The 18,599-nt window shown below is 64.7% G+C and carries 18 protein-coding genes and 1 riboswitch; of the genes, 6 read left to right on the top strand and 12 right to left on the bottom strand.

The genetic code is table 11. The features are described 5' to 3' along the window. Positions 1-8: 8 nt before the first annotated feature. Entirely contained in the window at positions 9-827 is an 819-nt protein-coding gene (locus QMK31_RS07715; RefSeq protein ID WP_283500370.1) for an ABC transporter permease, read from the top strand. Beyond that, a complete protein-coding gene (locus QMK31_RS07710) occupies positions 824-1,663 on the top strand; it encodes an ABC transporter permease (protein ID WP_283500369.1) in 840 nt (279 codons plus the stop codon). The genes QMK31_RS07715 and QMK31_RS07710 overlap by 4 nt, the downstream gene beginning before the upstream one ends. Before the next feature lie 54 nt (positions 1,664-1,717). On the opposite strand, the gene QMK31_RS07705 is transcribed toward QMK31_RS07710, so the two are convergent. The 7 genes from QMK31_RS07705 to QMK31_RS07675 all read right to left on the bottom strand — a co-directional run bounded on the left by QMK31_RS07705 (position 1,718) and on the right by QMK31_RS07675 (position 8,348). Beyond that, entirely contained in the window at positions 1,718-3,070 is a 1,353-nt protein-coding gene (locus tag QMK31_RS07705; protein WP_283500368.1) for an MFS transporter, read from the bottom strand. Positions 3,071-3,223: 153 nt separating this feature from the next. Then, positions 3,224-3,580: a hypothetical protein gene (locus QMK31_RS07700; RefSeq protein WP_283500367.1), complete on the bottom strand. Its 357-nt coding sequence runs from the start codon at positions 3,578-3,580 to the stop codon at positions 3,224-3,226. Positions 3,581-3,613: 33 nt separating this feature from the next. Continuing rightward, positions 3,614-4,090 (bottom strand): 6,7-dimethyl-8-ribityllumazine synthase, encoded by a 477-nt coding sequence (ribH, locus tag QMK31_RS07695; RefSeq protein ID WP_283500366.1) that lies wholly within the window; start codon positions 4,088-4,090, stop codon positions 3,614-3,616. Further along, a complete protein-coding gene (gene ribA, locus QMK31_RS07690) occupies positions 4,090-5,349 on the bottom strand; it encodes a GTP cyclohydrolase II (RefSeq protein WP_283500365.1) in 1,260 nt (419 codons plus the stop codon). Before ribA ends, ribH begins: the two co-directional genes overlap by 1 nt. After that, positions 5,346-6,017, bottom strand: a complete 672-nt coding sequence (locus QMK31_RS07685; RefSeq protein ID WP_283500364.1) for a riboflavin synthase — start codon at positions 6,015-6,017, stop codon at positions 5,346-5,348. Before QMK31_RS07685 ends, ribA begins: the two co-directional genes overlap by 4 nt. Positions 6,018-6,025: 8 nt before the next feature. Next, positions 6,026-7,069 carry a bifunctional diaminohydroxyphosphoribosylaminopyrimidine deaminase/5-amino-6-(5-phosphoribosylamino)uracil reductase RibD gene (ribD, locus tag QMK31_RS07680; RefSeq protein WP_283500363.1) on the bottom strand — a complete coding sequence of 348 codons (1,044 nt, stop codon included), beginning with the start codon at positions 7,067-7,069 and terminating at the stop codon, positions 6,026-6,028. A gap of 101 nt (positions 7,070-7,170) precedes the next feature. Then, a riboswitch (FMN riboswitch) is annotated at positions 7,171-7,314 on the bottom strand. A gap of 59 nt (positions 7,315-7,373) precedes the next feature. Further along, positions 7,374-8,348 carry a sugar-binding transcriptional regulator gene (locus tag QMK31_RS07675; RefSeq protein WP_349361548.1) on the bottom strand — a complete coding sequence of 325 codons (975 nt, stop codon included), beginning with the start codon at positions 8,346-8,348 and terminating at the stop codon, positions 7,374-7,376. 124 nt (positions 8,349-8,472) lie between these two features. Here QMK31_RS07675 and QMK31_RS07670 point away from each other — a divergent pair, with 124 nt between their 5' ends. The 4 genes from QMK31_RS07670 (at position 8,473) to QMK31_RS07655 (ending at position 13,932) form a co-directional block, all read left to right on the top strand. Then, positions 8,473-10,215: a glycerol-3-phosphate dehydrogenase/oxidase gene (locus QMK31_RS07670; RefSeq protein ID WP_283500362.1), complete on the top strand. Its 1,743-nt coding sequence runs from the start codon at positions 8,473-8,475 to the stop codon at positions 10,213-10,215. A gap of 176 nt (positions 10,216-10,391) precedes the next feature. After that, positions 10,392-11,126: an MIP/aquaporin family protein gene (locus QMK31_RS07665; RefSeq protein WP_283500648.1), complete on the top strand. Its 735-nt coding sequence runs from the start codon at positions 10,392-10,394 to the stop codon at positions 11,124-11,126. Positions 11,127-11,196: 70 nt separating this feature from the next. After that, positions 11,197-12,711, top strand: coding sequence for a glycerol kinase GlpK (glpK, locus tag QMK31_RS07660; protein ID WP_283500361.1), 1,515 nt, complete (start codon positions 11,197-11,199; stop codon positions 12,709-12,711). Positions 12,712-13,035: 324 nt separating this feature from the next. Then, positions 13,036-13,932: an endonuclease domain-containing protein gene (locus QMK31_RS07655; protein ID WP_283500360.1), complete on the top strand. Its 897-nt coding sequence runs from the start codon at positions 13,036-13,038 to the stop codon at positions 13,930-13,932. 104 nt (positions 13,933-14,036) lie between these two features. Here QMK31_RS07655 and QMK31_RS07650 read toward each other — a convergent pair whose 3' ends face one another. The 5 genes from QMK31_RS07650 to QMK31_RS07630 form a co-directional block, all read right to left on the bottom strand. Then, on the bottom strand, positions 14,037-14,795 hold the full coding sequence (locus QMK31_RS07650) for an HAD family hydrolase (protein ID WP_283500359.1): 759 nt from the start codon (positions 14,793-14,795) through the stop codon (positions 14,037-14,039). Then, complete coding sequence (gene trpS, locus QMK31_RS07645) at positions 14,795-15,799, bottom strand: tryptophan--tRNA ligase (protein ID WP_283500358.1); 1,005 nt, start codon at positions 15,797-15,799, stop codon at positions 14,795-14,797. Before trpS ends, QMK31_RS07650 begins: the two co-directional genes overlap by 1 nt. Then, on the bottom strand, positions 15,799-16,653 hold the full coding sequence (locus tag QMK31_RS07640; RefSeq protein WP_283500357.1) for an exodeoxyribonuclease III: 855 nt from the start codon (positions 16,651-16,653) through the stop codon (positions 15,799-15,801). The genes trpS and QMK31_RS07640 overlap by 1 nt, the downstream gene beginning before the upstream one ends. Before the next feature lie 13 nt (positions 16,654-16,666). Next, complete coding sequence (locus QMK31_RS07635; protein WP_283500356.1) at positions 16,667-17,737, bottom strand: YihY/virulence factor BrkB family protein; 1,071 nt, start codon at positions 17,735-17,737, stop codon at positions 16,667-16,669. Positions 17,738-17,837: 100 nt separating this feature from the next. Next, entirely contained in the window at positions 17,838-18,599 is a 762-nt protein-coding gene (locus tag QMK31_RS07630; RefSeq protein WP_283500355.1) for a succinate dehydrogenase iron-sulfur subunit, read from the bottom strand.

The raw sequence follows: 18,599 nt of genomic DNA, 5'->3' as shown, positions 1-18,599 counted from the left end.
CCGCTCGGATGCGCTCGCTGCGGCGGTCGCGCAGGCTGCGCGACCGCCGCTACGGCTCCTGGTACGTGGCCGAACACCGGTTTCGGATCATGCGTTCCTATGCCCAGACGGTGCTGTTCACGGCGGTCGGCAGCCCGCTGGTCTACCTCTATGCGACGGGGGTGGGGCTGGCCAGCCTGGTCGACGGCAATCTCGGCGACAACGCTGTCAATGGAGTGAGCTACCTCGCTTTTCTCGCTCCGGCGCTGCTCGCCAGCAGCGCGATCGCCGTCGCCTCCGAGGAGTTCACCTACCCAATCATGCTCGGCTTCAAGTGGAACCCGACCTTCTTCGGCATGAATGCCAGTTCGATCCAGCCGGGCCAGATCATCAACGGCATCGTCATCTCGGTCGCGGCGCGCATGCTGATCACCTGTGTCATCTTTTACGTTTTCATGCTGGTCTTTGGAGCTGTCCCCGGCCCGCTCGGGTTCGTCGCCGTGCTCGTGGCGCTGCTCACCGGTCTGGCCTTCGGGGCGCTCGTGATGGCGTACACGGCCACGCTCAAAGACGACACCGGGCAGCTGGCCATGGTGCAGCGCTTCGTGATTTTGCCGATGACCCTGTTCTCCGGCACGTTTTTTCCGCTCGACGTGCTGCCGCCGTACCTGCAGTGGATCGGCTGGATATCACCGCTCTGGCACGGCACCGAGCTATCGCGCGTCTTCGCCTACGGCATGCCGGAGCCCATCTGGCTCAGCATGGTGCACGTGCTCTACCTGGCCACCCTGCTGGCCGTCGGCTGGGTCTGGGCCCGCCGCCTCACTGCCGAACGGCTGAATAAATGACCGGGCCGCAGCTGTCTCCGGCGACGGTCGCGGCATCCGCTCGCCCCCCGCGACCATTCAGCAGCGTCTACGCGGGCAACGCGCGCAGTGTGATGGCGCGCGGCTGGCGGGCCACCCGCAGCACCAACTCGCTCGTGGTGCTCAGTGGCTTCGTCGAGCCCATTTTCTATCTGCTGTCGATGGGACTCGGCCTCGGAGCGCTGATCGGTCAGGTGCAGACCGCTGACGGCACCCAGGTGCCCTACGCGGCGTTCATCGCCCCGGCACTGCTCGCCGTCGCCGCGATGAACGGCGCCATCTACGACTCGACCTGGAACGTGTTCTTCAAGATGCAGTTCGCCAAGCTGTACGAGGGCATGCTGTCGACCTCGCTCGGACCGCTCGATGTTGCGCTCGGCGAGATCTCGCTGGCCCTGGCCCGCGGGCTGCTCTACGCGACCGGCTTCATGCTGGTCATGCAGGCGCTCGGGCTGAACCTGTCGTGGTGGGCGCTGCTCGCCCTGCCCGCGGTGCTGCTCATCGCGTTCGGTTTTGCGAGCGTTGGCATGGCGGTCACGAGCTACATGAAGACGTTCCAGCAGATGGACTGGATCACTTTCGTGCTGCTGCCGATGTTCTTGTTCTCGGCCACGTTCTACCCGCTGAGCGTGTACCCGCAGGGCATCCAGTACGTGATCCAGACGCTGCCGCTCTGGCATGGCGTCGAGCTGGTGCGCGCCCTGACGACCGGCCAGATCAACCTCGGCTTGCTCTGGCATGTGCTCTACTACGCGGTGATGATCGTGGTAGGCCTGTTCCTGACGACCCGCCGCCTCAAAGCCCTCTTCCTGAACTGATAACGCTCCCCCCACGCCACAGCGTGAGGGGAGCGGATGCCGTACCGGAAGAACCTAACGGTGCAGGTCGAGGTCCTTCGTTTCGCGGCTCAGAACCAGCGCGATCAGGGTGATGACGCCCATGATCGACAGGTAGATACCGACCCAGAACGGGCTGCCTTCGCCGACCGTCCACAGCCAGACGGCGATGAACGGGGCCACGGCGGCACCCAGGATCGAGCTCATGTTGTAGGCGAACGCGGAGCCGGTGTAGCGCACTCTCGTTGGGAACAGCTCGGGAAGCAGCGCTCCCATCGGGCCGAAGGTCATTCCCATGAGCGAGAATCCGATGATGAGGAACAGCATGACGCTGAGGTCGCCGGCACCCAGCAGCGGCACGAAGAGAAAGCCGAACACGATAATGAACAGGGTCACGATGATGAGTGTCTTGCGGCGTCCATGCTTGTCGGCCCAGGGGCCAGAGGCGAGGGTGAAGACTCCGAAGAACACGACGCCAGCAATCATCATGAGAATGAAGCTGTTATAGGTGAAGCCGAGTCCCGGCAGCGGGGCATCCGTCGCGGCGCGACCGTAGCTGAGCGTGAACGTGGTCATCAGATAGAACAGCACGTAGGTCGCGAGCATGATGAACGTGCCGAGGATGAGTTCACGCCAGTTGGATTTGAACACCGCAGCGAGCGGCAGCTTCTCGACCCGGTCGGCCTTGACGACCTTGGTGAAGATCTCGCTCTCGACCAGGCGCAGACGCACCCACAGTCCGATGATCACCATGACCGCCGAGAACAGGAACGGGATGCGCCAGGCCCACTCGAGGAAGGCCTCGGACGGGCGGGTCGGGTCGGTCGACGGCAGGGCCAGGGCGAGGCCGAGAAACAGGCCGTTAGCGATGATGAAACCGAGCGGGGCGCCGACCTGCGGGAAGGTGCCGTACCAGGCGCGTTTGCCGACCGGGGCGTTCTCTGTCGCGACGAGGGCCGCGCCACTCCACTCGCCGCCTAGGGCGAAGCCCTGGGTGAGGCGCAGGATGACGAGCATCAGGGGGGCCCACCAGCCGATCATGGCGTAGGTCGGCAGCAGGCCGATCAGGAAGGTAGCGATCCCCATCGTGAGCAGCGCACCGACCAGGGTGGCCTTGCGGCCCTTGCGATCACCGAAATGACCGAAGAACAGCGCGCCGATTGGGCGGGCGACCATGGCGGCACCGAAGACGGCGAAGGAGGCGAGCAGCGCCGTGGTCTCATTGCCGGTGGGAAAGAACAGGTGCGGGAAGACCAGTACCGCGGCGGTCGCGTAGACGTAAAAGTCGTAGAACTCAATGGTCGTGCCGATGAGGCTCGCCATGATGACCCGACTCTTCGGATTACGAGGTGTGGTCGGCGTCGAAACTGACGCGGTTGTTGCTGACATGAGGGTGGAACGCTCCGGTGAGATGGCTGAGCGCCGACGAAACCCGCAAGTCGATCAGACTTCCCGCAGCAGCGTTTACGCACGAATAAAGGTGTGGCCGCCTGTAGAGGTCACAAAATACCTTACCGCCGGCACCATCGCCCGCTAAACCAGTTACTTCCAGAGCACCGCGATGACGATGTTCGCGAAGGTCAGCGCGCCGATGGCCCAGAGCACGAGTGACGACACGCTCGGCTTCTTGCGATTCACGATCACGAGCACGGTGATCACGATGAGTACGAGCAGCTTGACGCCGATTTTGGCATTGTCGATGTGGCCGAGCGAGCCCATCTGGATGATTCCGACGAGCAGCAGTCCGGTGACCAGCTGGGTCAGCGCACCGTGGAACATCGCGGCGACGATCGTTCCCTTGCCGGCAATGATCGGCTTGATCTGCACGAGAAAGCCGCCGAGCAGCGAGGCGAGGCCGACGAAGTGCAGAATGAGCAGAATGTTGCGAAGAAGGTCCATGCGTTCAGCCTAGGCACTCAGACGCACCGCGAGTTACCCGATGTGCCCGCGCAGCTCTCGCAGCACCAGCGCGGTGGCCAGCGCAGCGGATGCCGCTTCCTCGCCCTTGTCTTCCTTAGATCCGGGCAGTCCGGCCCGGTCGAGGCCCTGCTGCTCGTCGTCGAGGGTCAACACGCCGAAGCCAACCGGCTTACCGGTGTCGAGGGCGACGCGGGTGAGGCCATCCGTTGCCGCATTCGAGACGAACTCGAAGTGGGGGGTGCCGCCGCGAATGATCACGCCGAGGGCGACGACCGCGTCGGCTCCGCTTTCGAGGGCGACCTTGCAGGCGACGGGCAATTCGAAGCTGCCGGGAACACGCACGAGGGAGAACTCGGCCTGGCTCGCTTCGAGTACCCGGGTGGCACCGGCGATGAGACCGTCGGTGATGACATCGTGCCACTGCCCGGCTACGATGACGACACGCAGACCCCGTGCGTCAACGCTGATTGTGGGTCCTGTTCCAGCCATTAGGCGATTCCGTTCATGATTTCGGTGTTTGTGATGTGGTGGCCCATGCGGTCACGCTTGGTGGCGAGGTATTCCTCGTTGTATTGGCCGATACCGACGACAAGCGGCACGCGTTCGGTCACGGCGACGCCGTGCAGTTCGAGCTGTCGCACCTTCTCAGGGTTGTTGGTGAGCAGTCGCACCGAGTTCAATCCGAGATCGTGCAGGATGCTGCTGGCCGCGCCGTAATCGCGGCTGTCGATGGGTAGACCCAGCGCCACGTTCGCGTCGAGGGTATCGAGGCCGTCTTCCTGCAGCTCATAGGCTCGCAGCTTGTTGATGAGGCCGATGCCGCGCCCTTCCTGACCGCGCAGGTAGACGACAACTCCGCCCTCCTCCTGGATGATGTCAAGAGAGGCGTCGAGCTGTGGTCCGCACTCGCACTTGAGCGAGCCGAAGGCTTCGCCGGTGAGGCATTCGGAGTGCACGCGTACGATGGCGCCGTCGACCGGGTTGCCGGCGACGAACGCCACGTGGTCGGCGCCGGTCGAGCGGTCGCGGTACGCGCGCACCCGGAAGGCGCCATGGCGGGTGGGCACGGTGGTTTCCACCTCAAAGTCGACCCGCGGCGCTTCGATGAGCGGGGCGATGGTCGGCAGGGCTTCGTTCGGATGGAACTCGTCCAGATAGCTGATCAGGTCTTTGATTGTAATGACGAGCAGGCCCTCGCGCTCACCGAGTTCGAGCAGGCCGGGCAGACGCATCATCTCGCCGTCCTCGGCGACGATTTCGGCGATCGCGGCGACCGGAACCAGGCCGGCCAGCTTCATCAGGTCGACGCCGGCCTCGGTGTGGCCGCCGCGTTCGCGCACGCCGCCGTCACGCGCGCGCAGTGGCAGGATGTGACCGGGGCGGTGCAGGCTCGCCGGGGCGGACGCGGGGTCCGCGAGCACCCGCAGAGTGTGGGCGCGGTCTGCGGCGCTGATGCCCGTCGACAGGCGGTCGGCGGCGTCGACGCTCACCGTGTAATTGGTGCCGAGCGGGTCTTCGTTGTTCGCCACCATCACCGGCAGGTCGAGCTGGTCGGCGATTTCGTTGGTCATCGGGGCGCAGATGAACCCGGAGGAGTAACGCACGGTCCAGGCGATCCACTCCTGGGAGGCGAGCTGGGCGGAGATGATCACGTCGCCCTCGTTTTCGCGGCCTTCGTCGTCCGCGACGATGACCGGTCGGCCGAGGCGCAGGGCGTCGAGTGCGGAGGGAATGTCGGCGAGGCTCATGATGCGCTCCTTGTGGCGGCGTGCTGTGGTGGGGTCAAGTGCTGGGAAGTGGTGTTCGCGGCGGCGCTGAGGGCCAGCATCCGCTCAACGTGTCGGGCCAGAATGTCGGTTTCGAGGTTGACCCGGTCGCCGGCCCGGCGTTCGCCGAGGGTGGTGGCGGCGAGGGTCTCGGGAATGAGTGACACCTCGAACCACTGCTTCGCGTCGGTGGCCTGGCTGATGTTGCTCACGGTGAGGGAGACGCCGTCGATGGCGATCGAACCCTTGCCGACGACGAGGGGCGCGAGTTCGGTGCTCAGGCTGAACCGCAGCACTCGCCAGGCGTCACCTTGCGTGACGGTGAGCACCGTGCTCGTGCCGTCGATGTGGCCCTGCACGATGTGACCGCCGAGGCGGTCGCCGACGAGGGCGGCGCGTTCAAGGTTGACCGGCGCGCCGACGCGGGCCTCAGACAGCGTCGACATCGACAGGGTCTGCGCCATCACGTCGGCGGTGAAGGTTTGCGGGGTGCGTTCGACCACGGTGAGGCAGACGCCCTGCACGGCGATGGAATCACCATGGCCCACGCCCTCAACGACGAGCGGGCCGCGGATGGTGAGGCGGGCGGCATCCGCTGTGGTCTCGATGCGCTCGATCTGGCCGAGCTCCTCGATGATTCCGGTGAACATGGGGTTCCTTAGGTGGTGAGGGGCCGGGCGACGAGGCGAATATCGTCGCCGAGCCGGTCGAGGGAATGGATGGAGAGGCGGCGCTGCTCGCCGATGGTGGACACGCCCAGATCGGTGGTGGCGAGCCGCGGCCCGCCGATCAGGGTCGGTGCGAGGTAGATGAGGTATTCGTCGACCAGTCCGGCGGCGACGAAGGCGCTCGCCACGGTCGGTCCGCCCTCGATGAACACACTGCGCAGGCCCCGGCCGTGCAGGTCGGCCAGCAGGCCCGACAGGTCGAGGCCGTCGAAAAACAGTGGCTGCTGCGGGTGGTTTCGGAGGGCAGCGGATGCCGGCAGCTCACGTCGGCCGACCACAACGGGCACCGGCTGCCGGGCGAGCAACCCGCCGTTAGCGTCGCGTGCGGTCAGCGCCGGGTCGTCGGCGAGCACGGTGCCGGTGCCGACCAGAATCGTGTCGCAGGCCGCGCGGCGCCGGTGCACGTCGAGGCGGGCAGCCGGTCCGGTGATCCAGCGGCTGGATCCATCGGCAGCAGCCGCGCGCCCGTCGAGGCTCGACGCCCATTTGAGCGTGACGAACGGGCGGCCGAGGCGAGCGGCAACGAGCCAGTCGCAAAGAAACGACTCACCCTCCTCGGCGAGCAGGCCGCCCTGCACCTTGATGCCAGCGGCGCGCAGCCGCTCCGCGCCCCCGCAGGAGTGCTCGCCGGGGTCGGTCACCGAGTAGACGACGCTGGCAACGTCGGCTTCGATCAGGGCGAGCGCGCACGGCCCGGTGCGGCCGACGTGATTACAGGGTTCGAGCGTGACGACGACGGTGCTGCCGCGAGCCGCGCCGGGGTCGAGCTTCGACAGAGCGTCGACCTCGGCATGGCGGGTACCGGCGCCGCGGTGCCAGCCTTCGGCTAGGGTGTCGCCGTGCGCGTTCATAATGACGCAGCCGACCCGTGGGTTCACACCGGTCGCGGCGCCGAGGGTGGCCAGTTCAAGGGCACGGAGCATGGCGGTATGCAGAACCGGTCGATCCAGGCCGACTGCCGCGTTGTTGCTCATCCCGCCCTCATCCTGTGTCGGACGAGCTCCGGGGTAGGGGGATTTGCGCACGATACAGCACCGTGGCACAAACCCGTCGGTCGACCGTAGGGGCCAACCAACTCGTGCGCCTCCCGTCCGGACTATAACCGTCGGTGCTGGAGTTTCACCAGCTCAACCGCACGTCTCTCACAATTTCATAAGAAGACGAACGGGTCGCGGACTTTAACCGCCGGTTCGGATTTACACCGACCCCGGAGCACGTGTTGTACTTCTAGTTATAGTGCAACACCCTGCGCTTCGACGTATTCCGTGCAAGATCTGATCAGGCAGTCTCGACCAGGGCGCGGGCCGTGCTTTCGTCGACGAACAGGTCGGTTATGAGCTGCGCGGCCAGAGCTCCGCGCAGGCTCGCGAGTTTGGAGCGGCCAGCGACGACGCAGATACGGCGTGGCGTGCGACGCAACACGGTGAAGTTGGGCCCGGTGGAGCGCTCGTTCAGGGTGATGCCGTTGGTCGAGCCGTCGGCGCGGTAGAAGACGGTCGCCACATCACCGACCACGCCGGCCGCGCTGAGTGCATCGAATTCGGCCTGTTCGAGGTAGCCGCCGGCGTAGACGCGGCTGATCACGCCGGAGAAGGGGGACCCCAGGCCGAACAGGGCGATGTCCATGGTGGCCTGCATGTCGATCAGGCGGCTGATGCTGCGTTCCCGCCACAATGCCTGCTTGGTCGCCGGATCGTCGAAAAACGCGGGCACCGGAAACTGCTGTACGTGAGCGCCGAAGGCCGTGCCGAAACGGCCGAGAATCTCACTCGCATAGCCGAGCCCGGTCGTGCGCATGTTTCCGGCGCCGTTGAGCTGCACAACCTGCGAGTTGTGAGTTTGTTTTGGGGTGACGTGGCGACTGATGGCGTTCATGGTGGAACCCCAGGCGATGCCCATGGTCATGTTCGAGTCGAAGTATTGGCCGAGAATTCGTGCAACAGAGAGAGCAACGCGCTCCAACCGGTCGACGTCGCTCGCGCTGTCCGGAACCGGAACGACGTGCGCGGTGATCTGGAATCGTGCCTCGATCTGCTGCTCGAGGTGACTCGGGGCATCCAGCGGGGACTTGATCTGGATGTCCACCAGACCGGTCTCACGGGCATGGCTGAGCAGGCGGGACACCGAGGAACGGGAGGTATGCAGCTCCTGGGCGATGGCATCCATCGTGAGGTCCTGCATGTAATACAGGTGCGCAGCGGTGAGGGCATCGCGGCTGCGATCGGACTGCACTGGATCGGTAGCGTCGGTCACGGCGGCTCCTTGCACGTATGTTCAATCAGATTGAGAAATTGTGTCGCACTGTCAGAATGAATCTATTCATACGGCCTGCCCCGCGCAAATCACCGGGCCGGGCCCCGAGACAGAGGTGACAACAATGTCGTTCTTAAACTCACAGACTTCGACCGCGATTTCCGACCGCCCCCGCGCCAAGGTGCTCATCATCGGCGCCGGCATCAACGGCATCGCGACCTTCCGCGATCTGGCCCTGCAGGGCGTTGACGTGGTCATCGTCGAGAAGAACGACTTCGTCTCCGGCGCCTCCTCGGCCAGTTCGCACATGATCCACGGTGGAGTGCGGTACCTCGAAAATGGCGAGTTTCGCCTGGTGAAGGAATCGGTCGAAGAGCGCAACGGGCTGCTCAAGATCGCGCCGCACTACGTCAAGCCGTTGCAGACGACCATCCCGATCTTCTCCACCTTTTCCGGGGTAATGGCGGCGCCGCTTCGGTTTCTGACCCACAAGCAGGGCAGCAAGCACGTGGAGCGCGGCGCGCTGCTCATCAAGCTCGGCATGGTGCTCTACGACTCCTTCTCGCGTGACGGCGGTACCGTGCCGCGGCACGTTTTCGCCGGCCGAAAGAAAGCCCTCAAAGCGCTCCCACAGCTCAACCCGGGGCTCAAGTACACGGCCACCTACTATGACGCCGCCATGCACGACCCGGAGCGGCTTGCGCTGGACGTGCTGCGCGACGGCCTCGACGCCGGCCCGCACGCCCGCGCCGCCAACTACGTTGAAGCTGCCGGCATCACCGAAGATGGCGTGGTCCTTCGCAACACCGTGACCGGCGATGAGTTCACCTTTCAAGCGGATGTCGTCGTCAACACGAGCGGGCCGTGGACCGACCTGACCAACGACGCTCTCGGCCAGCCGAGCACCTTCATGGGCGGCACCAAAGGCTCCCACATTGTGCTTGACAACCCCGAGCTACTAGCGGCGACCGGTGGCCAGGAGATCTTCTTCGAGCACGAAGACGGCCGTATCGTGCTGATCTACCCGCTCAAGGGCCGCGTTCTGGTGGGCACCACCGACCTTGAGCACGACATGACCAAGCCGATTCGGTGCACCGAAGACGAAATCGACTACTTCTTCGACCTGGTCGCGCACGTTTTCCCAACCGTTACGGTCAACCGGTCACACATCGTGTTCCGCTTTGCCGGCGTGCGCCCACTGCCCCGCCACGACGAGGAAGCCCCCGGTTTCGTTTCCCGCGACTACCGCATCGAGTCGCGTCCGCTGCCCCGCGCCGGAGCCGCCGACGCTACCCTGCTCAGCCTGGTCGGCGGCAAGTGGACCACCTTCCGCGCCCTCGCCGAAAACCTGAGCACCGACATCCTGAAGCTGCTCGGCCTGCCGCGCACCGTCTCAACCGCGGGCCTCGCCATCGGCGGCGGCCGCGACTTTCCGGCCACCCAAGCCGCCCACCTGGTCTGGGTCACGGCGCACGGCGATGAGGTCGGTTCCGCCCGAGCGGCAGCCCTGCTGTCGCGCTACGGCACGCGAGCGAGCGAGGTCATCGACTTTCTGACCAACCCGTCCGGTGAAGCGGATGCCCCGCTCCAGCACAACGCCGCCTACACCCGGCGTGAGATCGAATTCCTGGCCAAAACCGAGAGCGTCGTGCGCCTGATCGACCTGCTTCTGCGTCGCACCAGCATGGCCTTCGTTGGTGCCGTCACGACCGCGCTGATCGAAGAGCTCGCACTCGTCGTCGCTCCCGTTCTCGGCTGGGATGCCGGGCGTCGGGCTGAGGAGATCAAGCTGGCCCGCGGCATCCTGATCGACGTGCACGGTGTCGACCTCGACCCGATCAGTGCGGGCTCGGCTCTCGTCTCGTAGCAACGGCACCGGCCGATAATCTGCACGAACGTGCAACGAAAACCGGCCGGTGACTGCCCGGGCGCCGATACGTTTTTAGGTACGTCAGCACGACCACCGGTTTCGACAACTACGTCGATCGGTGCCAGCACTACCCCATCTGAAAGGTCAATGTGGACAATCTCGGTGTCGTCTTTATGTCAGAGGTCGTGGGAACGGCCATCCTCGTCTTACTCGGTTGCGGTGTTGTCGCCAACGTCGCGCTCGCCAAAAACAAGGGCTTCGGCGGCGGCTTTCTCATGGTCACCATTGGTTGGGGCCTCGCGGTCTACGCCGGTGTCATTGCCGCCTACAACTCGGGTGCCCACCTGAACCCGGCCGTCACCCTGGGGCTCGTTGCCAGCGGCGCCACCGAATTCGGTTCGGGAGTGCCGGTCAACGCCATCTCGACGCTGGCCTACATCGGCGCCCAGCTGATCGGCGGCATCCTCGGTGCCATCGTTGTCTGGCTCGCCTACAAGCAGCACTTCGACCAGGAGCCGGAAGCCGCCAATAAGCTCGGTGTCTTTTCGACCGGGCCGGCCATCCGCTCCTACGGCTGGAACCTCGTCACCGAGATCATCGGAACCTTCGTGCTCGTCTTCGTCGTCATCGGCTTCGCCCGCAACGGCGAGCCCGGCGGCCTTGCCGCCCTCGGCGCGCTGCCGGTGGCTCTGCTCGTGATCGCCATCGGTGCCTCGCTCGGCGGACCGACCGGCTACGCCATCAACCCGGCCCGTGACCTCGGCCCGCGTATCGCGCACTTCTTCCTTCCCATTAAGGGCAAGGGTTCCAGCGACTGGTCGTACTCCTGGGTTCCGGTCGTCGGCCCCATCATCGGCGGTGTCGTCGCCGGCGCGTCTTCCGGTGTGCTCATGCCCATCCTGGGCTGAGCCTGCCGACGTAGGCTGCAGCATCCGTTTCTATACTTAATACCCACCTGGAACAACAAAGGAGTTACACATGGCCAAGTATGTTCTCGCCATCGACCAGGGAACGACAAGCTCCCGCGCGATCGTGTTCGACAAGTCCGGTTCGATCATTTCGACTGGCCAGCTCGAGCACGAACAGATCCTGCCGCAGGCTGGCTGGGTTGAGCACGACCCCAAGGAAATCTGGGACAACACCCGTGAGGCCATCGGCCAGGCGTTGTCGAAGGCGAACATCACCCGTCACGACATTGAAGCCGTCGGCATCACCAACCAGCGTGAAACCGCTGTCGTCTGGGACAAAAACACCGGCGTGCCCGTGTACAACGCCATCGTCTGGCAGGATACCCGCACCCAGGCCATCGTCGACCGCCTCGCGGCTGATGGCGGCGTCGAACGTTTCAAGGCCAAGGTCGGCCTCCCGCTGGCCACCTACTTCTCCGGCACCAAGATTGTCTGGATCCTCGAAAACGTCGAGGGTGCCCGTGCCAAAGCGGATGCCGGCGACCTCCTGTTCGGCACCACCGACTCCTGGGTTCTCTGGAACCTGACCGGTGGCACCGAGGGCGGAGTACACGCCACCGACGTCACCAACGCCAGCCGCACCATGTTCATGGACCTCGAATCTCTGCAATGGGACGACGAGATCCTGGCTATCTTCGATGTTCCCAAGTCGATGCTGCCCGAGATCAAGTCGTCTTCCGAGGTCTACGGCATTGCGAGCGGGCACAGCCTGCTGCGCGAGGTGCCGATTGCCGGCATCCTCGGCGACCAGCAGGCCGCGACCTTCGGCCAGGCTGCATTCGATCAGGGCGAGGCGAAGAACACCTACGGCACCGGTAACTTCCTCATTTTCAACACCGGCACCGACATCATCCACTCCAAGAACGGCCTGCTCACCACCGTGGGCTACAAGCTCGGCGATGCCCCCGTGCACTACGCGCTCGAGGGATCGATCGCGGTGACCGGTTCGCTGGTGCAGTGGATGCGCGACCAGCTTGGCCTCATCAAGAATGCCTCCGAGATTGAAGACCTGGCCAAGACGGTCAAGGACAACGGTGGCGCCTACTTCGTGCCGGCCTTCTCCGGCCTGTTCGCGCCGTACTGGCGCGCCGACGCCCGTGGGGCCCTGGTAGGCCTTACCCGCTACGTCAACAAGGGCCACATCGCCCGTGCGGCCCTTGAGGCCATCGCGTACCAGACCCGCGAGGTGCTCGACGCGGTCAACGCCGACTCCGGCGTGCCGCTGACCGAACTCAAGGTCGACGGCGGAGCCACGGCGAACGACCTGCTCATGCAGTTCCAGGCCGACATCATCGGCGTGCCCGTCGTGCGCCCCGTCGTCGCCGAGACGACCGCGCTGGGCGCAGCGTACGCCGCCGGCCTGGCGGTCGGTTTCTGGAGCGGCCTCGACGACCTGCGTTCGAACTGGCAGGAAGATGCCCGCTGGGAGCCCGCCATGGACCCGGAAGAAGCCGCCCGTCTTCTGCGCAACTGGAAGAAGGCCGTCACGAAGACCCTCGACTGGGTAGACGAAGACGTGCGCTAACACCGCCTCCAGCCTGCTCCTCAGCACATCGGTAACACACCGTGTCACAGCCCGGCCCCGTCACCGCGGAGCCGGGCTTTCGGCTTTCCCCCTCCCCACCTGCCCCGGCCGTGTTGTCCCCCCTCCCCACCTGCCCCGGAGTCATAACTCCTGCAATTTGTTGAGTCGTCTTGGGGGACCCGTGCAAATCCGGGCCAGTTTCTGGGGCGGATAAGAAATTGCAGGAGTTATGCGGCACGGGGCTTATGCACAGGGCTGAAAGTTCTTTCCACAGATTCGTCGTCGGCCGGTCACAGCGCTTTCAGATTTACGACGATCGACGACATGAATCCATTTCTGAAGTCTTCTACTAGCGAGTGCCGCATCGTGAGCCGAAAGGACCTACTGGACAGCGGAATGCGACCGGAACACATCACGGCGGCAGTGCGCAATAACACGATAATCCGAGTTCGCCGCGATCATTACGCCCTTCCGGGAACCGACCGCCATACACTCGAGGCCGTACGAGTTGGTGGCCGCGAAGCCTGCGTCTCGGCAGCACGTGAGATTGGCTTCTTTGCTTTCGATTCGCAGTTCACACACGTGCATATTCCGCGCGAGGGCTCACGTCTCCGCAGCCCGCAAAGTAGGCGGGTTCCGCTCGCGGCCGCCCCGCGGGATGGCGTCGAGCTGCACTGGTGGCCTCTCATCGACGGGACCGATGGCTCGGAATACTGCGTCGGAGCGCGCGACGCCGTCGCCCAGATCATCCAGTGCCAGGAACCACGCTTCGCCCTGGCGGCGCTCGACACAGCCTTGCACGAGCACAAGATCGCAACGTCCGACCTCGATGAGATTTTCGCCTCCGTCCCCGAGAAGTACCGCGATCTACGGCGCCGAATCGATGCGCGAGTGGATGCCGGCCAAGAGTCCGTCGTGCGCGATTTGTTCCGCTCCGCCGGGTACCGCTGTGACATTCAGGTCTACATCGATGGGGTCGGCCGGGTCGATCTGCTCGTCGAGGGCTGTGTGGTCGTCGAGGCGGACAGCCAAAGTCACCACAAGGCGTGGCAACAACACATTCGCGATCGAACCCGAGATCGTGTGTTGGCCTCGCTCGACTACCTGACGCTCCGAGTGCTCTATCAGGACATTATGTTCAACCCGGAGGGTGTGCTCCTCGCACTCCAGCAGCTCATAAATATTTGCCGCCGTGGGAACCCGCGCGCTTTCCCTTGGTAACCTGCAGGCCTTCGTCCCGCATAACTCCTGCAAAATCTTGGTAACCGCGACGGATTGCCCGTCATCTTGGGCATCTCAAATCGGTCCGCGACATATTGCAGGAGTTATGCCGGCAGGTATTCCACTGCCTGCCCAGTGAGCGCACTGGGCAGCTCGGCCAGAGTCTCAATCCGGACAATACCCAGGCGCGAGGCGTCGATTTTGTCGGCGGGCGCGACCGGGGCAGCGGATGCGCCGGTGCGGTCCAGCCAGACCCCGGTCAGGCCCGCAGCGGCAGCGCCCACAGCGTCCGTGCGGAGCCGATCCCCGACGTAGACCGCCGACTCCACCGGAACGCCGAACAGGGCGCAGGCGTGCTCAAAGATGCGGGGGTCGGGCTTGGCGAAGCCGAGAGCACCCGAGGTGACGACATGCTCGAACCGGTCGGTCAGTCCGACCCGCCGAATCTTTTCGCCTTGAAAAACCGGATCGCCGTTGGTGATGAGACCAAAGCGCACTCCGGGCCGAAGCTTCGCCAGCGCGTCCAGGCAGGGGAGCGCGTCGTCGTGCAGCCGCCAACTGGCCCGGTAGCTTTCGAAGTAGTCATCAAACCAGATGTCGGCTTCGGTGTCGGTCAGGATGATGTCGAACGACGCCGCGAAGTCTTGAGCCCGAGCGCGCCGCTGACCGGCGAAGTCCAGAACGCCGGCGAGGTAGGAGTGGTAATGCTCCTCCTCGAGTGCATCCCAGAGCACGGTCGCCGCCGCCCGGTCCCCACTCGCGAAGGCGCCGCCGACCCGGTCGAGGTGCAGCAGGATTCCCGCGGCGACCGCTGCTCGATGTGCAAACAGGGTGTCGTCAAGGTCAAAAAGTATCAGGGTCATTAGCGGCGGGGGAGGAAGCCGACGCGGTCGTAGACGGTAGCCAGGGTCTCATTGGCCACGTCAGATGCTTTCGCGGCGTTCGACGCCAGCACCCTGTCCAGCTCGGCGGGGTCGCCGAGCAGCTCGGCGACGCGCTCACGAATCGGGTCGAAGGTGCCCAAAACGACCTCGACCAGCCCCTTCTTGAGGTCGCCATAGCCGCGCCCGGCGTACTCGGTTTCGAGCGACTCGATCGTGCGGGAAGCCAGAACGGAGTAGATCGTGAGCAGGTTCGCCACACCGGGCTTGTTCTCACGGTCGAAGACCACGCCGCCATCGGCATCCGTCACGGCTCGCATGATCTTCTTCCTGGTGATCCCCGGTTCGTCCAGCAGCCAGATGACGCCGGCGTGAGACTCTGCCGACTTGCTCATCTTCGACGTCGGGTTCTGCAGGTCGTAGATCTTCGCGGTCTCCTTCACAATCGCCACCTCGGGAATCGTGAAGGTGTCGCCGAACCGTGAGTTGAAGCGCAGCGCGAGGTCGCGGGTGAGCTCAACGTGCTGGCGCTGGTCTTCTCCGACCGGTACCACGCTGGTCTGATACAGCAGAATATCGGCGGCCATGAGGGTCGGGTAGGCGAACAGTCCCACCGTCGTGGCGTCGGCGCCGTGCCGGGCGGTCTTGTCCTTGAACTGGGTCATGCGGCTCGCCTCGCCAAACCCGGTGATGGTGTTGAGAACCCAGGCCAGTTGGGCGTGCGCGGCCACGTGCGACTGCACGTATAGCGTCGACGCCGACGGGTCGATTCCGGCCGCAATGTACTGCGCTGCCGTGCCGCGGGTGTTCTCCCGCAGTTTCGCCGGCTCCTGCGCCACGGTGATCGCGTGCAGGTCGACGATGGAGAAGAAGGCGTCGTGCGTCTGCTGCAGTGACTTCCAGTTGAGCAGCGCGCCGATGTAGTTGCCGATCTGCAGGGACTCGGCGGAGGGTTGCATTCCCGAATAGAGCCGGGGTTTGGTCATCAGTGTGCTTCTTTCGAAAGGTCATAGTCGACGACGACGGGGGAGTGGTCACTCCAGCGCTGGTCGTACGCAGCGGCCCGGTCGACCGCGTAATTCAGAACGGATGCCGCCAAAAGCGGGCTGGCCAGATGGTAGTCCAGGCGCCACCCGGTGTCGGTGTCAAAGGCCTTCCCACGCTGGGACCACCACGTGTACGGTCCCTCCACCTCGCCGGCCCACTGACGCCCGACATCCACCCAGCCGAGTCCGGCACCCTTGTTGTAACGCTCGTCACCTTCCGCCCCGAGGATACGGTCGAAATACTCCCGTTCCTCCGGCAGAAAGCCCGCGTGCTTCTTGTTGCCGCGCCAGTTCTTGATGTCGAGCGTGCGGTGCCCCACGTTCAGGTCGCCGAGCACGAGCGCGAGCGGGCTGTGCTCGGTCAGCTCGGGCAGCCGCGCGATCATGGCATCGAGAAACTTATACTTCTCCACCTGCTTGGGGGTGTCCGTCTCGCCGGAGTGCACATAGGTACTCACAACGGTGATGATCTTGCCGTCGACCTCATAGTCGGCCTCGAGCCAACGACCGGCGCTGTCGAAATCTTCGCTGCCGAGAGCCACACGATGAATGGATGCCGTTGAACGGCTCGCGAGGGCCACTCCGGCCCGCCCCTTGGCGGTGGCGGCGTCGTGCAGAATGTTCCAGTCCGGTCCGAGGAGTCCCTCGAGATCCTCGGTGGAGGCGCGCACCTCCTGAATGGCGAGGATATCGACGTCGCGAGCATCCAGCCAGTCACCCATCCCCTTGCGGTACGCGGCTCGTACCCCGTTCGTGTTGATGCTGGCAATGCGAAGGGGTTTGGCAGAAGACATGGGACAAGTCTAGTTAGCGCGCGTGAGCATCATCCGCCGTGGCATACTCGGCCACCCGCGCCTCGGCAGTTCGCAGCCGCCGCCTGGCAGCCCACCGGGCATACCAGGGCGACGCGTCGAGGTCGGCCCGCGCGGCCGTGAGCTCGGCCTGTGCGGTCAGCCGCAGGGCGTCGTGCATCCGCTTGGCTTGGTTCTCGGCCGCTTCGTCGGCACTGAGCGATTGTGGCGGGATGCCCGCATCGTTCATGCCGACGGCGATCCAGGAGGCGGCGATCAGGGTAACGGTACTGACGAGGTTGAACCAGATAAGCAGGCCGATGATGACGGCGAAGGTCGCGAGCAGCGGGTTGCGGCTGGCGCCGCCGAGCAGCGCGCCGCCGAGAATCTTCAGCACGCCGAGGGCGACACCACCGAGCAGCGCCCCGGCGAACAGACGCCGCACCGGGATGCGGACCCGCGACAGCACGCGGAACAGGCCGGCGAGGGTGATCGTGTCAATGAGGAGCACCACCGCGAGGCCGATGCTGCGGGCCGATGCCTCGTAGAAGAACGAGTCCTGGGCAATCTGAAAGAGACCGAACAGGGCACCGAGCAGTGCGGTGCTCGCGAGGGAGACCAGGGCCGACACAACCAGAGCCAGCCCGAACAGCAGCCCGAGGCCGAGCTCACGCAGCTTGACCCAGATGAAGAACGTGGTCTGAGGCGGCATGCCGAAGACGGTGCGCACCGCCTGGGCGGTGGTTGAAAGCCAGCCGAGCGCGGTCAGCAGCAGTCCGGCCAAGGCAATGGCACCGGTCCAGGTGAGGACGCCCGCGGTCGCGAGCAGCTCAGGGTCGATGATGCCGTCGGTACCGATCAGACCCGGAATGGACTGGTTGATGATCGCGTAGAGGGCGTTCAGCAGCCCCTGGTTCGCGGTGAGGAGCAGGCCGGCGATACTGAACCCCACCCAGACGGCCGCGAAGATGGCGAAGATCGCCTGGTACGACATGCCCCCGGCGAGGATGCTGCCGCCCACGCTGTTGAAGTGCGTCACCACCCGCACGGGTCGCCAGGCGAGAATCCGCTCCACAAGCTCTTTCACTGTGAAAGCTTAACCGGTGACCCGGCTTTCGCTCCCTCAGACGCACGAAAAAACGCCCCCATCACAATGACGGGGGCGTTTATTTCAGGAAAACGCGCGGTTACGCCTTGCCTCGCATGATGGCCTGCTTGACCTCGGCGATGGCCTGGGTCACCTGAATGCCGCGGGGGCAGGCATCCGTGCAGTTGAAGGTCGTGCGGCAACGCCACACGCCCTCTTTATCGTTGAGGATGTCGAGGCGCACGGCCGCATTCTCGTCGCGAGAGTCGAATATGAAACGGTGCGCGTTGACGATCGCGGCCGGACCGAAGTACTGGCCGTCGGTCCAGAACACCGGGCAGCTCGACGTGCAGGCCGCGCAGAGGATACATTTCGTCGTGTCGTCGAAGCGGGCGCGCTGGGCAACGCTCTGTTGGCGTTCCTTGCCGTCGACCGGCGTGCTCTTGGCAACGAGAAAGGGCTGTACCGCTTTGAAAGAGTCAAAGAACGGCTCCATGTCCACGATGAGGTCTTTCTCCAGCGGCAAGCCCTTGATGGCCTCCACGTAGATGGGCTTCGTGACGTCGAGGTCTTTCATGAGGGTCTTGCAGGCCAGACGGTTGCGGCCGTTGATGCGCATGGCATCCGAGCCGCAGATGCCGTGCGCGCAGGAACGCCGGAAGGTCAACGAGCCGTCCTGCTCCCACTTGATCTTGTGTAGTGCGTCGAGCACGCGGTCGGTCGGGTACAGCTGCACATCGAAGTCCTCCCAGTGCGGCTCGTCATCGACCTCCGGGTTGAACCGACGAATGATGAGCGTGACCGTGAAGGACTGGATCTCTTCGGGCACAACGGGCTGGTTGGCAATCGTGGCGGTACTCAA

It is taken from the genome of Cryobacterium sp. PH31-O1 (assembly GCF_030063455.1).
Classification (GTDB): Bacteria; Actinomycetota; Actinomycetes; order Actinomycetales; family Microbacteriaceae; genus Cryobacterium.
Note: the sequence above shows the minus strand (reverse complement) of the source record. Positions and strands in the feature narration are given on the sequence as shown.

Bases quoted from the DNA above. Each gene is read 5' to 3' on its own strand.
- QMK31_RS07715 (WP_283500370.1), top strand. From the start codon at position 9: ATGCGCTCGCTGCGGCGGTCGCGCAGGCTGCGCGACCGCCGCTACGGC.
- QMK31_RS07710 (WP_283500369.1), top strand. From the start codon at position 824: ATGACCGGGCCGCAGCTGTCTCCGGCGACGGTCGCGGCATCCGCTCGC.
- QMK31_RS07705 (WP_283500368.1), bottom strand. From the start codon at position 3,070: ATGTCAGCAACAACCGCGTCAGTTTCGACGCCGACCACACCTCGTAAT.
- QMK31_RS07700 (WP_283500367.1), bottom strand. From the start codon at position 3,580: ATGGACCTTCTTCGCAACATTCTGCTCATTCTGCACTTCGTCGGCCTC.
- ribH (WP_283500366.1), bottom strand. From the start codon at position 4,090: ATGGCTGGAACAGGACCCACAATCAGCGTTGACGCACGGGGTCTGCGT.
- ribA (WP_283500365.1), bottom strand. From the start codon at position 5,349: ATGAGCCTCGCCGACATTCCCTCCGCACTCGACGCCCTGCGCCTCGGC.
- QMK31_RS07685 (WP_283500364.1), bottom strand. From the start codon at position 6,017: ATGTTCACCGGAATCATCGAGGAGCTCGGCCAGATCGAGCGCATCGAG.
- ribD (WP_283500363.1), bottom strand. From the start codon at position 7,069: ATGAGCAACAACGCGGCAGTCGGCCTGGATCGACCGGTTCTGCATACC.
- QMK31_RS07670 (WP_283500362.1), top strand. From the start codon at position 8,473: ATGTCGTTCTTAAACTCACAGACTTCGACCGCGATTTCCGACCGCCCC.
- QMK31_RS07665 (WP_283500648.1), top strand. From the start codon at position 10,392: ATGTCAGAGGTCGTGGGAACGGCCATCCTCGTCTTACTCGGTTGCGGT.
- glpK (WP_283500361.1), top strand. From the start codon at position 11,197: ATGGCCAAGTATGTTCTCGCCATCGACCAGGGAACGACAAGCTCCCGC.
- QMK31_RS07655 (WP_283500360.1), top strand. From the start codon at position 13,036: ATGAATCCATTTCTGAAGTCTTCTACTAGCGAGTGCCGCATCGTGAGC.
- QMK31_RS07650 (WP_283500359.1), bottom strand. From the start codon at position 14,795: ATGACCCTGATACTTTTTGACCTTGACGACACCCTGTTTGCACATCGA.
- trpS (WP_283500358.1), bottom strand. From the start codon at position 15,799: ATGACCAAACCCCGGCTCTATTCGGGAATGCAACCCTCCGCCGAGTCC.
- QMK31_RS07640 (WP_283500357.1), bottom strand. From the start codon at position 16,653: ATGTCTTCTGCCAAACCCCTTCGCATTGCCAGCATCAACACGAACGGG.